14 protein-coding genes are annotated in these 12,029 nt (G+C 65.5%); 8 read left to right on the forward strand and 6 right to left on the reverse strand.

What is annotated here, in order from left to right:
• The 5 genes from VJ673_RS04425 to VJ673_RS04445 form a co-directional block, all read left to right on the forward strand.
• Window positions 1–441 (forward strand): Fur family transcriptional regulator (locus tag VJ673_RS04425; RefSeq protein ID WP_324124827.1); only part of this gene is annotated, 441 nt, incomplete at its 5' end.
• A gap of 46 nt (window positions 442–487) precedes the next feature.
• Window positions 488–736, forward strand: a complete 249-nt coding sequence (locus tag VJ673_RS04430) for a hypothetical protein (protein ID WP_324124828.1) — start codon at window positions 488–490, stop codon at window positions 734–736.
• Window positions 733–1,491 carry a zinc ABC transporter ATP-binding protein AztA gene (aztA, locus tag VJ673_RS04435; protein ID WP_324124829.1) on the forward strand — a complete coding sequence of 253 codons (759 nt, stop codon included), beginning with the start codon at window positions 733–735 and terminating at the stop codon, window positions 1,489–1,491. The genes VJ673_RS04430 and aztA overlap by 4 nt, the downstream gene beginning before the upstream one ends.
• Window positions 1,488–2,357, forward strand: a complete 870-nt coding sequence (locus VJ673_RS04440) for a metal ABC transporter permease (protein ID WP_324124830.1) — start codon at window positions 1,488–1,490, stop codon at window positions 2,355–2,357. The genes aztA and VJ673_RS04440 overlap by 4 nt, the downstream gene beginning before the upstream one ends.
• A 13-nt stretch (window positions 2,358–2,370) precedes the next feature.
• On the forward strand, window positions 2,371–3,288 hold the full coding sequence (locus VJ673_RS04445) for a metal ABC transporter substrate-binding protein (RefSeq protein WP_324124831.1): 918 nt from the start codon (window positions 2,371–2,373) through the stop codon (window positions 3,286–3,288).
• A gap of 18 nt (window positions 3,289–3,306) precedes the next feature.
• Here the strand turns inward: VJ673_RS04445 and rhtB are convergent, their stop codons facing one another.
• The 6 genes from rhtB to ilvD all read right to left on the reverse strand — a co-directional run bounded on the left by rhtB (window position 3,307) and on the right by ilvD (window position 8,887).
• Window positions 3,307–3,927 (reverse strand): homoserine/homoserine lactone efflux protein, encoded by a 621-nt coding sequence (rhtB, locus tag VJ673_RS04450; protein ID WP_324124833.1) that lies wholly within the window; start codon window positions 3,925–3,927, stop codon window positions 3,307–3,309.
• Between the two features lie 18 nt (window positions 3,928–3,945).
• Entirely contained in the window at window positions 3,946–4,752 is an 807-nt protein-coding gene (locus tag VJ673_RS04455; protein WP_324124834.1) for a sulfite exporter TauE/SafE family protein, read from the reverse strand.
• 270 nt (window positions 4,753–5,022) lie between these two features.
• Window positions 5,023–5,325 carry a cell division protein ZapA gene (locus VJ673_RS04460; protein WP_324124835.1) on the reverse strand — a complete coding sequence of 101 codons (303 nt, stop codon included), beginning with the start codon at window positions 5,323–5,325 and terminating at the stop codon, window positions 5,023–5,025.
• A 1-nt stretch (window position 5,326) separates the two neighbouring features.
• Complete coding sequence (locus VJ673_RS04465; RefSeq protein WP_324124836.1) at window positions 5,327–5,521, reverse strand: hypothetical protein; 195 nt, start codon at window positions 5,519–5,521, stop codon at window positions 5,327–5,329.
• A gap of 63 nt (window positions 5,522–5,584) precedes the next feature.
• Window positions 5,585–6,979: an EAL and HDOD domain-containing protein gene (locus VJ673_RS04470; protein WP_324124837.1), complete on the reverse strand. Its 1,395-nt coding sequence runs from the start codon at window positions 6,977–6,979 to the stop codon at window positions 5,585–5,587.
• A gap of 57 nt (window positions 6,980–7,036) precedes the next feature.
• Window positions 7,037–8,887, reverse strand: coding sequence for a dihydroxy-acid dehydratase (gene ilvD, locus VJ673_RS04475; protein WP_324124838.1), 1,851 nt, complete (start codon window positions 8,885–8,887; stop codon window positions 7,037–7,039).
• Window positions 8,888–9,027: 140 nt separating this feature from the next.
• Here ilvD and VJ673_RS04480 point away from each other — a divergent pair, with 140 nt between their 5' ends.
• The 3 genes from VJ673_RS04480 (at window position 9,028) to VJ673_RS04490 (ending at window position 12,020) form a co-directional block, all read left to right on the forward strand.
• Window positions 9,028–9,708, forward strand: a complete 681-nt coding sequence (locus tag VJ673_RS04480) for a YceH family protein (protein ID WP_324124839.1) — start codon at window positions 9,028–9,030, stop codon at window positions 9,706–9,708.
• A 20-nt stretch (window positions 9,709–9,728) separates the two neighbouring features.
• Window positions 9,729–10,529, forward strand: coding sequence for a prolipoprotein diacylglyceryl transferase (gene lgt / locus VJ673_RS04485; RefSeq protein ID WP_324124840.1), 801 nt, complete (start codon window positions 9,729–9,731; stop codon window positions 10,527–10,529).
• 111 nt (window positions 10,530–10,640) lie between these two features.
• The gene (locus tag VJ673_RS04490) at window positions 10,641–12,020 is read left to right on the forward strand and encodes a malonyl-CoA decarboxylase (protein WP_324124841.1); all 1,380 of its coding nucleotides are present in this window, start codon (window positions 10,641–10,643) and stop codon (window positions 12,018–12,020) included.
• Window positions 12,021–12,029: the final 9 nt, after the last annotated feature.

A 12,029-nucleotide genomic window follows, 5' to 3' on the forward strand; every position in this document is an offset into this window, starting at 1 on the left:
GCTCCCCACACACTCAATGCTGCCGCCGAGCTGATCGCAGCGCGCGGCGGCCGCGTCACGCGCACGCGTGTCGCGGTGCTGGATGTGTTGCAGACCAGCGATCGTTCTCTGAATCACGACGAGATCGCCGCCGCGCTGGCAGCCGGCGACCTACCGTACGACCGCGTCACCGTCTACCGCATCCTCGACTGGCTGGTCGAACACGAACTCGCCCACCGCGTCATCGGTCCGGACCGGGCTCGCCGCTTCAAGGCAGGCCGCAATGCCGGCGGCGAGCATGCGCACTTCCATTGCAACCGCTGCGGCCACGTCGTTTGCCTGGAATCGATCCCGCCCGACGAAAGCGTCCGGTTACCTGAAGGCTTCCGCACCGAACGCGCCGAACTCGTCATCCACGGCACCTGCGCCGATTGCGGGCGGACGCGGGCCAGTCAAGCCTGAGCCCCCACAACAACAAATGATTGCCACTAGGCAACGGACCCCCGATATGCCCCCCATCAGCCACCGTCCTCCGATCCCGATGCATCAGCACGATGCGCATGGAGGACATCTGCACGCACACGCGCATACCCAGCCGCACGCGCACACTGCTCCCTCCGCCGCCTTACGGCACGGTTCCGACGCCGCGCCCCCCTTCCCGGCGACAGCACTCGTCCTGGGCGCCGGCGCCCGTATCGCCGTCGCCGCCGCAGCCGCCACGCTGCTGTGGATCATCGTCGGATGGGCACTCGCATGAAGCCACACAGCCCCGTCCTGCGCCTGGAAAATCTCACCATCGGCTACGATCGGCACCCGGCCGTGCACCATCTCAACTGCATCGTCGCGCGCGGCTCCCTGGTTGCCGTCGTGGGCCCGAACGGAGCCGGCAAGTCGACACTGTTCAAGGCCCTCACCGGCGAACTGCCGCCCCTGCAAGGCGGCTACCGGCTCGACACGGGCCCCGGCGGCATCGCTTATCTTCCGCAACAAAGCGAACTCGACCGCAGTTTCCCCGTCTCGGTGTTCGACATGGTCTCGATGGGGCTGTGGCGCGAAATCGGCCCGTTCCGCAGCCTGAGCCGGCAGCAGGCCGAGCGTGTCCGTGCGGCACTCGCCGCGGTCGGGCTGTCCGGCTTCGAAAGGCGGCAGATCGGCGCCCTGTCCGGCGGGCAACTGCAGCGTGCGCGCTTCGCCCGGATGATGCTTCAGGACGCTGAGCTGCTCCTGCTCGATGAGCCCTTCAACGCGATCGACGCCCGCACGACCGAGGATCTGATCACGCTGGTGCTCGGCTGGCACGCCGAAGGGCGTACGATCCTCGCCGTGCTGCACGATCTCGAACTCGTCCGCCGCCACTTCCCCGAATGCCTGCTGCTCGCCCGCGAACCGCTCGGCTTCGGCCCGACAGCCGACGTGCTGACGCCCGAGAATCTCGCCACCGCCCGGCGACTCGCCGGCGAGTTCGACGCCACCGCGCCGATCTGCCACCGACCCGAAGCGGAGGCGGCATGATCGAGAGCAGCCTCATCACACCATTCACCGAATTCGAATTCATGCGCCGCGCACTCGCCGGCTGCCTTGCCCTTGCCTTCGGCGCCACCCCGGTCGGCGTCTTTCTGCTGCTGCGGCGCATGAGCCTGATGGGCGATGCGATGGCGCACGCGATCCTGCCGGGCGCGGCGCTGGGCTACCTCGCGTTTGGGCTGTCGCTCGGCGCGATGACCATCGGCGGGATCATTGCCGGACTCGTCGTCGCGCTCGCGGCCGGACTCGTCGCACGCTCGTCGATCCTGAAGGAGGACACGAGCCTCGCCGCCTTCTACCTGCTCTCGATCGCCACCGGCGTCATGATCGTGTCGCTGCGGGGACGCAATCTCGACCTGCTGCACGTGCTCTTCGGCTCCGTGCTCGCGCTCGACGACAATTCCCTCATGCTGATCAGCAGCATTTCCACGCTGAGCCTCCTTGCGCTGGCGCTGCTCTACCGTCCGCTCGTGCTGGAATGCTTCGACTCCGCCTTCCTGCGGGGCGTGTCGGCCGCCAGCCCGATCGCGCACTACGGCTTCCTGGTGCTGGTGGTCCTCAATCTCGTCAGCGGATTCCATGCGCTCGGCACGCTGATGGCGGTCGGCATCATGATCCTGCCAGCGGCAGCAGCACGCTTATGGGTGCGCCAGCTGCCCGCGATGATCGGACTGGCCGTCCTCATCGCGCTCGTCAGCGGCGTCAGTGGCCTGCTGGTGTCCTTCCATCTCGACGTCCCGGCGGGCCCGTCGATCATCCTGGTGACCGGCCTCGTTTACATCGCTTCACTCGCCCTCGCGCCGGGCGGGATGCTCGGCTCCCGGCTCGACCGTCGTCCCCATTTCGAATCCTGACACAGCCCACTCCATGTCACTTCTCCGTCTTGTCCTCGGAGCGGCGCTCACCCTTGCGCTGATTCCGTTCAACGCGCTTGCTGCGCCGCTCGAAATCGTCGTGAGCTTCAGCATCCTCGGGGATCTCGTGCGCCAGGTCGGCGGCGAGCGCGTGCATGTCACCACGCTCGTCGGCCCCGGCGAAGATGCGCACAACTTCGAACCCCGTCCCTCTGACGCCCGCAAGCTGCGTTCAGCCCAGCTCGCCGTTGCCAGCGGGCTGGGCTTCGATCCCTGGCTCGAGCGCCTGGCGCAGACCGCCGGATACAAGGGGCGCGTGCTGGTCGCAAGCACCGGCATCGAACCGATCGCGGCACCGGACGAGCAAGCGGATGCACCGGTGCACGGGGAGCGTCACGACACGGTCGATCCCCACGCCTGGCAGGATGCGACCCGCGCCCAGCGCTATGTCGCCAACATCGCCGACGCGCTCGCCCAGATCGACCCGGCCGGCGCGGCGACCTACCGCGACAACAGCAAGCGCTACATCGCAGAGCTGAAGACCCTGGATGACGAAATCCGCGGCACGCTCGCGCGCATTCCGCCCGAACGGCGTAAGGTCGTGAGCTCGCACGACGCGTTCGGCTACTTCGCCCACGCCTACGGCATCCGCTTTCTCGCCCCCGCGGGGATCAGCAACCAGTCCGAACCGTCCGCCTCCGGCGTCGCGAAGCTGATCCGTCAGCTGCGCCAGGAAAAGGTGCCAGCCGTGTTCGTCGAGAACATCAGCGATCCACGGCTGATTTCGCGCATCCAGAAGGAAAGCGGCGCGCAGATGGGCGGCACGCTGTATTCGGACGCCTTGTCGGGCCCGGACGGCCCGGCGAAGACCTACCTGGAGATGATGCGCTACAACCTTCGCACGCTCGTCGGCGCCCTCGCCGCCAACTGAAGCACGGCCCGACGACGATCAGCGCGATGACGCGGCGAGCAGGGAGCCTGCCGCGACGAACATGCCGCCGAAGACGCGGTTCTGCGCACGGAGCGCTCGTGGGTTGCTCAGCCAACCGCGGCAACGTCCCGCGAGGAGCGCGTAGCCCGACATAACGAGCGTATCCACGGTGGACATCGTCAGTGCGATGATCGCGAACTGCAGCAGTTGCGGCGCGGCAGGATCGATGAACTGGGGCACCAGGGCGACCATGAAGACGATCGCCTTCGGATTGCTCAGGTTAACGAACAGGCCCTGTATATAAGGGCTGCCCGGAGCGCCTGCAGCCACCTCGGCCGCGTCCCCGTTCGCCACCGCCGGCGAGCGCCATTTCTTGACGCCCAGCCAGATCAGATAGGCCGCGCCGGCGAGCTTGAGCAACGTGAATGCCACGCTCGACGCTGCCAGCACGGCGCCGAGCCCCAAGCCCACCACGGCAAGCTGGATCACCAGCGCAGTCTGCAGGCCCGCGATCGCCCGCAAGGCAACCGGGTAACCGTGGCGCAAGCCCGTCGCCATGCTCAGGACTGCTCCCGGCCCGGGAGACACGGCGATCACGACAGCCGCCGCCAGAAACGCGAGCCACATGCTCGAGCTCATCGTCGAACCTCCAATCGGTCAAAAGAAGATGGCATGCAGCATCTTCGCACACAGCACCATCAGCACGCCGGCGAAGATCTTCTTCAGCGTCGCCACCGGCAGTTGGTGTGCGAGCCGCGCGCCGAAGGGCGCGACAACGGTGCTCACCAGGCTCACCAACACCAGTGCGGGCAGGTAGATGTAACCGATGCTGTAGGGCGGCACGTCGGTATGGCCGAAACCATTGATCAAATATCCCGCCGTCCCGGCGAGCGCGATCGGCAGACCGATCGCCGCGGAGGTGCCGATCGCGTGATGCACCTTGACGTTGCACCACGTCATGAATGGCACGGACAGCGAACCGCCGCCGATCGCGACCAGCGCGGAAACACCGCCGATACCTGCGCCCACGGCACTCATGCCCACCGGGCCGGGCAGCTCGCGCGAGGGCTTGGGCTTGATGTTTGCGAGCATCTGCAAGGAAACGTAGGCCATGAAGCACGCGAAGAAGATCGCGAGCGGCTTCGTCGGCAGACGCGAAGCGATGAAGGTCGCGAGGAAAGTGCCGACGATGACGCCCGGCGCGATGTACCGGACAACATCCCAGCGCACGGCGCCGTGGCTGTGATGCGCGCGCAGGCTAGACAAGGAAGTCAGCACGATGGCGGCCATCGAGGTGCCGAGCGCGACGTGTACAACATTGTCCTTGGGCATGCCCTGGGCGACGAACAGCGACGTCAGTACCGGCACCATCATGCCGCCGCCCCCCACGCCGAGAAGGCCGGCAAAAAATCCCACGAATCCGCCGAGCACGAGATAGCTCAGCCACCACACGTCGAACGTCATTCGGCAGCCACTCCAAAAACAAAAAAAGGCGCGGACCGGAATCCGCGCCTTCTCAACTGGCCCCCCCTGTGTCGCCTCCGCCGGCATCCTGAACCTAGGGTTCAGGGAGGTCGCTTTCCTTCCGCATCAGGCTCACCCGGCTAGGGGCGTGCACACCTGCGGCATTTGGTCCGCGACCAAGTCTTTCGACATTGGTCCAAGGAATCTACGACTTCGACGACACAGCGGGGATTGACCTTGCCCGCACCCCAACCCACACGCAAGTGCTTGTTAAAACAGCTTTTCCTGCTGTGCGAGAATCCCATCGAGGCGTGCGTTTACAAGCCCGATTCTACGCTTTGCGGCCTGCATGTCAAACCCGCCGGCACGCTGAAACTGCAAAAACTCGTGGGCAATATTTAAAGCGGTCATGACAGCCAGCTTCTCTCCGGACGAACCCGTCCGACTGGCAAGACTGTTGAGCTTCTCGTCCAAAAATGCGACCGCAGCGAGCAGGCCGTCCTTGTCTTCCGGCCGACAAGCAACGGAATATGCCTTGCCCAAAAGGGTGATATCGAGAGTGTCGCTTGGCATTTCAGGATTCCGGCAATTGCTCGAGCACACTCTCGAGCCTGGATGTCGCCAGCCTGACCTTGTCAGCCAGCACGCGGTTCTCGGCCTCCAGGCGCGCAAGGCGCGCGCGCAACTCCCGGCCGTCCGCCTTGCAGGTTTCGTAGAGACCGATCAACTGTTCGATCTGGTTCTCGAGCTTATAGAGTTCTGCGTCCATTCGGCGGATGGTAGAGGTCGCCCGCCAATGGGTCAAGGCGGGGACGCATATGCCGGAATGCGATCAGGATTCGGCCGCCTGGACCCAGTCAAGCGCCTCGAACTGCAGGCGGTTGAGTTCACCCACGTCGACGCCCAGCACCTGCGCGAAGGACTGGACGCGTTCGGAGTCGCCACGCTCGAAGGCGAGTACCAATTCGAGGTACGGAGCCATCGGGCCGCGGCGGTGCAACAATGCGTCCTGCATCGCCTCCGACAATTTGAGCGGCTTGATCGCGTCCTCCAGCGGCATCTGCAAGGCGACGTCGAGCATCGAGAACAGGCCCAGCACGAAGAGCTGCGCGGCCGGATCATGCGCGCCACGCAGGGCTCCGACCAGCTCGAGGAAGCGAGCGCGGACGAGCGCCTCTTCCATCACGACGGCTTCGCCGGGTGCGTGATGACAGCCCATCAGCATCATCGACACCCAACGTTCCAGCGGTTGCTGCCCGAGCACCACGATGGCTTGCTCGACGGACGTGATGCGATGGTTGAGTCCCCATGCCGCCGCGTTCACATAGCGCAGTAGCCGGTAAGCGAGCGCGAGGTCGTGCTTGAGAATTTCGGCGATCTCGCGCGTCTCCACCCCGCTGCGCAGACGATTGAGCAGCGACGCGAGGCGCAGGCCATGCGGCGACAGGCTGTTGCCTTTCCAGTCTTCGCGACGCGTCACGAAGCCGCCGGAAAAAGTCATGCAACCGACACTGCGGGCGAGTTCGAAATCGTCCTGAGTTCCCACTTCCCAAGCCCACACATGCACGCCCGGCTTCAGCCGCTGAACGCCACGGGCAAAGAGGGAAACTTCCTCCGGGGCACACAAACCCATGCGGAACACAGCCGCATCCGCGACGGGCAGCATGCTTTCGAGCCACGCCCCCAGCTCGGCATGGTCGAGCGCGATCCGCAGCCCGCTCTCGCGCAAACGACGCGCATTTTCCACCGTCTCCGCAGACGCCGCGCGCATCGCGAGTTCCGGCTGCACGAGCAGCGTCGCATTGAGCCCTTTCAGTCGCTTGAGTGCGGGATTGCCGAGAAAGCCATCCCACACGCGCAGGCACACCTGGCGGCTCCGAAGGGCAGCGCCACGGCCGTAGCGGTCGATCTGATCGACCAGCAACTCGTTCATGAAATCGCGCGCGCGTCGCCCGGACGCGCGCACACGACCGGCCATGTCCTCACGCAGTTCGAAGGCCTGGCCGACGGCGTTCTGGTCGCGATCGAGGATTTCCTCGCGGCACAGGAGCGCCAACGCCGGATCCGCGGGCGCGGGCGCCGCGGCGATGACCTCGGGAAGCGGCGCAGGGATCTGGGTCGGTGCCTCGACTTCCGGCGGCTCGGCCAGGACCGCGCCGCCCATGCCGGACGCCCCCGGGGAAACCGGGGGTTCGCCGCCGATGAGACGCTTCAACCAGCCGAACATTTGACTCCCTATCCGCGCGCGAGACCTTTCAGGACGTCATCATAACGCGAAGCGCCATCAACGCTGCAACTGCGTGACGTCGCGGACGGCGCCGGTGTCGGCGCTCGTCGTCAGCGCGGCATAGGCCTGCAGCGCGGCCGAAACCACGCGCTGGCGGCTCGCCGGCTTCCATGCCTTGTCGCCCTTGGCGTCCATCGCGGCACGACGCTTCGCGAGCTCCGCGTCGGAGACCGCGAGGTGAATGCGACGGTTCGGGATGTCGATCTCGATCGTGTCACCCTCCTCGACGAGTGCGATCGCGCCGCCGCAGGCGGCTTCGGGGGATGCGTGGCCGATGGACAGGCCGGACGTGCCGCCGGAGAAGCGGCCGTCGGTCAGCAGCGCGCAGGACTTCCCGAGGCCTTTCGACTTCAGGTAGCTCGTCGGATAGAGCATTTCCTGCATGCCCGGACCACCCTTCGGCCCTTCGTAGCGGATCACGACGACGTCACCGGCGACGATCTTGTCGGCGAGGATGCCCTCGACGGCGTCTTCCTGGCTCTCGAACACGCGGGCGCGCCCGGAGAACTTCCAGATCGATTCGTCGACACCCGCCGTCTTCACGATGCAGCCCTTCTCGGCGATGTTGCCGTACAGTACCGCGAGGCCGCCGTCCTGGCTGAAGGCGTTCTCGCGGTCGCGGATGACGCCGTGTGAGCGATCCATGTCGAGCTCGTTCCAGCGACGGTTCTGCGAGAACGCGACCTGCGTCGGCACGCCGCCGGGCGCCGCCTTGAAGAAGTCGAACACGCTGTTGTCGTGCGCCTGCATGACATCCCAGTGGGCGATGGCCTCGTTGAGGGTCTTGCTGTGCACAGTCGGCCCCTCGGCGTGCAGCAGACCCGCACGGTTCAATTCGCCGAGGATGCCCATGATGCCGCCGGCGCGGTGGACGTCCTCGATGTGCACGTCGGCGATCGCCGGAGCGACCTTGCACAGGCAGGGCACCTTGCGCGAGATGCGGTCGATGTCCTTCATCGTGAAATCGACACCGGCTTCGCGAGCGGCCGCCAGCAGGTGCAGCACGGTGTTGGTCGAGCCGCCCATCGCGACGTCGAGACTGATCGCGTTTTCGAAGGATTTGAAGCTCGCGATCGAGCGCGGCAGCACCGACACGTCGTCCTTCTCGTAATAGCGGCGCGCCATGTCGACGATCGTGCGCCCGGCCCTGCGGAAGAGCTGTTCGCGATCCGCATGGGTGGCGAGCACGGTGCCGTTGCCCGGCAGCGACAGGCCCAGCGCTTCGGTGAGGCAGTTCATCGAGTTGGCGGTGAACATGCCGGAGCAGGAGCCGCAGGTCGGACAGGCCGAACGTTCGACCGCGTCAACTTCCTCGTCGGAACAGTGGCTGTCGGCAGCCTTGACCATCGCATCGACGAGGTCGAGCGAGATCACCTTCGCTTCCCACTTGACCTTCCCGGCCTCCATCGGGCCGCCGGAGACGAAGATCGCCGGGATGTTGAGGCGTAGCGCCGCCATCAGCATCCCAGGGGTGATCTTGTCGCAGTTCGAGATGCACACCATCGCGTCGGCGGTGTGGGCATTGACCATGTACTCGACGCTGTCCGCGATCAGCTCGCGCGAGGGCAGCGAATACAGCATTCCGCCGTGCCCCATCGCGATGCCGTCATCGACGGCGATCGTGTTGAATTCCTTCGCCACGCCGCCCGCAGCCTCGATCTCGCGCGCTACCAGCTGGCCGAGATCCTTCAGATGCACGTGGCCGGGCACGAACTGCGTGAAGCTATTGACGACGGCGATGATCGGCTTTTCAAAATCGCCGTCCTTCATGCCGGTGGCGCGCCACAAGGCGCGCGCGCCTGCCATGTTGCGACCGGCGGTGGAGGTGCGGGAACGGTATTGGGGCATGGAATCCTCGACTCTGCAGATGCGGCGCCGGCCAGCGGGCGCGGTGCCAGTTCGATCAGGTTTGTCGATTCTAACCGAAGGAACACGGGGGAGTCGGCTATCATTGCCGCTCAGCCTCATGCTTCGATTCACGCAGACCGATGACCGAACCGACGTCCTCCGACTCCGCCAGCGATGGCTTCGACCTCAACCCGATGGAAATCCGGGTGCTCGGCGTACTGATCGAAAAAGCCTTCGTCACGCCCGACACCTACCCCTTGTCGCTCAATGCCATCGTCACCGGCTGCAACCAGCTGACCGGGCGCGACCCGGTGATGAATCTGAGCGACGATGAAGTTCAGGCGGCCGTCGACAGCCTGATGGGGCGCAAACTCGTTTCGCGGCGCGATACGGCAAGCGCGCGCGTGGCCAAGTACGAACACCTCGTGCGCCTGCGCCATTCGCTGCCGCCGGCCGAGCAGGCGGTGCTGGGCGTGCTGCTGCTGCGCGGCGCTCAGACTGCCGGCGAAATCCGCCAGCGCGCCGAACGCATGTACCGCTTCGACGATATCGCCGCGGTCGAAAAGGTCCTCGAACATCTGACCGAGAAATACCCGCCGATGGCCGACGCGCTGCCGCGCGCTCCCGGCACGAAGGAAACCCGCTACGGGCACCTTCTCGGCGGAGCGGCGGCATTTGCCGCGCTGGCCGACGCCGCGAGCCCTGGCACGCCCGGGTCGCGCTCACGCAATGCCGAACTCGAAGAGGAAGTGCGGCGGCTGCGCGACGAACTCGACACGCTGCGTCGCGAGTTCGACGAGTTCCGCGCCCAGTTCAGCTGACGGCGGTTGCCGCAACCGCCATGCTGATCCATCCGCAATTCGATCCCGTCGCCCTGTCCATCGGCCCGCTTTCGGTACGCTGGTACGGGCTGATGTACCTCGTCGCGTTCGTACTGTTCACCGTCCTCGGACGCCTCCATGCCAAACGGCGGCCCGAACTCGGATGGACGCCGCAGCAGATCGACGACCTGCTGCTCTACGGCATGGTCGGCGTCGTCCTGGGCGGGCGCCTCGGCGAAGTGCTGTTCTTCCAGCCCGGCTACTACTTCACCCATCCGGCCGAAATCCTTGCCATCTGGAAGGGCGGAATGAGTTTCCACGGCGGCTTCCTCGGCGTCCTGGTCGCAATGTGGCTTTTCGGACGCAAATTCGGAAAGAGCTTCTGGGAAGTGACCGACTTCGTCGCGCCGCTCGTGCCCACCGGCCTCGCCGCAGGGCGCATCGGCAATTTTATCAACGGCGAGCTGTGGGGACGGCCGGTCGAGTCCGATGTGCCATGGGCGATGATCTTCCCGTGGGTCGACAATCTGCCCCGCCACCCGTCGCAGCTTTACCAGGCCGCGGGCGAAGGACTGCTGCTGTTCGTGCTGTTGTGGTTGTACGCGAGCCAGCCGAGGCCGATACGAGCGGTGTCGGCGGCATTCCTGCTCGGGTACGGCGTGCTGCGTTTTGCCGCCGAGTTCTTCCGCACCCCCGACCCGGGGATCTTTGGGACGCTGTCACTCGGATTGTCGACGGCTCAATGGTTGTGCATACCCATGATTATTACAGGGATATGGCTACTGGCGATCGCTCGTCGTACGGAAGCATTTGCAAAATAAGGAAAAATATCGCACGCGAGGCATCAGCTTCGGAAGCGTCGTGCAATATTGCGCAACATGATGGCTTCATTTCTGGCAGGATGCGGATGAGAAAATCGCAGGAGACAGTAGATGGCGTCCGGACTGGTTTCGCGTAGCCTCTCCCGAGTTCGCGAGATTGTCGCCAATGCCACCGGGCGCCGTAGCGAACCGACCGAAAAACAACTTGAGCGCGTCAGGCGTCAGCTTCACGAATGCGCCGAGAATCGCGGAGGCGAGGTTTCGACGCGCCTGCGTGCCGCACGCCTCGCCGACACCTACCTGAAGCTCGACGAAGCGGGACGCCTTGCGTTCCTGCGCATGATTGCGCTCGAGTTCGGGCCGGATCCGAAGCGCGTGGCGAAGGCCCATGACGCCTATCAGGCGGCGGTCGGCACCGAGCGGCAGTGGGATGCCGAGGCGAATCTGCGCGCGGCGATGCGCTCCTCGCGCATCCGCATTCTCACGCAGTTCAACGCGATCCCCCAGGGCGTCAAGTTTCTCGTCGACCTGCGCTCGGACCTGCTGCGCTTCCTCGAACACGACAAAGAGTTGAAGGCGCTCGATCGTGAACTCGAAGCGCGCCTGACCGCGTGGTTCGACGTCGGATTCCTCGAGCTGTCGCGCGTCACGTGGAACTCGCCGGCAGCGCTGCTCGAGAAGATCGTCAAGTACGAGGCGGTGCACGAGATCCGCTCCTGGCGCGACCTGAAGAACCGCCTGGGCTCCGATCGGCGCTGCTATGCGTTCTTCCATCCGCGCATGCCGCTCGAACCGCTGATCTTCGTCGAAGTCGCGCTGCTCGACGACCTCGCGGACAACGTGCAGAAGCTGCTCGACGAGAATGCCCCGGCCAACGACGTCGCTCGCGCCACGACGGCGATCTTCTATTCGATCAGCGCGACGCAGGCCGGCCTACGCGGCGTCTCCTTCGGCAATTTCCTGCTGAAGCGGGTGGTCGACGATCTGCAGCGCGACTTCCCGCAATTGACGACCTTCGCCACCTTGTCTCCGATCCCGGGCCTCGTGCGCTGGGCGACTAAGAATCCGGACGAAGTGTTGGCGCTATTCGCTGAGGCGGACTGGGAACGCCTGGCGGCAGCCGGTATCGAGGGTCCGGAATCGGCGGGCCTCAAAGCCGTGCTCGGCGGAAGCACCGACTGGACGCACGATGCGGCGCTGTCGGCAGCACTGCGCGCGCCGCTGCTGAAAGCGACGGCGACCTATCTGCTGCAGGCCAAACGCGACATGCAGCCGCTCGACTCCGTCGCACGCTTCCATCTCGGAAACGGCGCCCGCGTCGAACGCCTGAACTGGCTTGCCGACGCGTCCGACAAGGGATTGGCGCAGTCGTGGGGCGTGATGGTGAACTACCTGTACGACCCCGACCGTATCGTCGACAACGTCGAGGCATTTGCCGGCGAAGGCCGCATCGACGCGGCCCCAGGCGTAAAGCGGCTCACGCGACGCTGAGAACGCAGC

It is taken from the genome of Aromatoleum sp., assembly GCF_035254505.1.
Taxonomy (GTDB): Bacteria; Pseudomonadota; Gammaproteobacteria; order Burkholderiales; family Rhodocyclaceae; genus Aromatoleum.

Bases quoted from the DNA above. Each gene is read 5' to 3' on its own strand.
- VJ673_RS04430 (WP_324124828.1), top strand. From the start codon at position 488: ATGCCCCCCATCAGCCACCGTCCTCCGATCCCGATGCATCAGCACGAT.
- aztA (WP_324124829.1), top strand. From the start codon at position 733: ATGAAGCCACACAGCCCCGTCCTGCGCCTGGAAAATCTCACCATCGGC.
- VJ673_RS04440 (WP_324124830.1), top strand. From the start codon at position 1,488: ATGATCGAGAGCAGCCTCATCACACCATTCACCGAATTCGAATTCATG.
- VJ673_RS04445 (WP_324124831.1), top strand. From the start codon at position 2,371: ATGTCACTTCTCCGTCTTGTCCTCGGAGCGGCGCTCACCCTTGCGCTG.
- rhtB (WP_324124833.1), bottom strand. From the start codon at position 3,927: ATGAGCTCGAGCATGTGGCTCGCGTTTCTGGCGGCGGCTGTCGTGATC.
- VJ673_RS04455 (WP_324124834.1), bottom strand. From the start codon at position 4,752: ATGACGTTCGACGTGTGGTGGCTGAGCTATCTCGTGCTCGGCGGATTC.
- VJ673_RS04460 (WP_324124835.1), bottom strand. From the start codon at position 5,325: ATGCCAAGCGACACTCTCGATATCACCCTTTTGGGCAAGGCATATTCC.
- VJ673_RS04465 (WP_324124836.1), bottom strand. From the start codon at position 5,521: ATGGACGCAGAACTCTATAAGCTCGAGAACCAGATCGAACAGTTGATC.
- VJ673_RS04470 (WP_324124837.1), bottom strand. From the start codon at position 6,979: ATGTTCGGCTGGTTGAAGCGTCTCATCGGCGGCGAACCCCCGGTTTCC.
- ilvD (WP_324124838.1), bottom strand. From the start codon at position 8,887: ATGCCCCAATACCGTTCCCGCACCTCCACCGCCGGTCGCAACATGGCA.
- VJ673_RS04480 (WP_324124839.1), top strand. From the start codon at position 9,028: ATGACCGAACCGACGTCCTCCGACTCCGCCAGCGATGGCTTCGACCTC.
- lgt (WP_324124840.1), top strand. From the start codon at position 9,729: ATGCTGATCCATCCGCAATTCGATCCCGTCGCCCTGTCCATCGGCCCG.
- VJ673_RS04490 (WP_324124841.1), top strand. From the start codon at position 10,641: ATGGCGTCCGGACTGGTTTCGCGTAGCCTCTCCCGAGTTCGCGAGATT.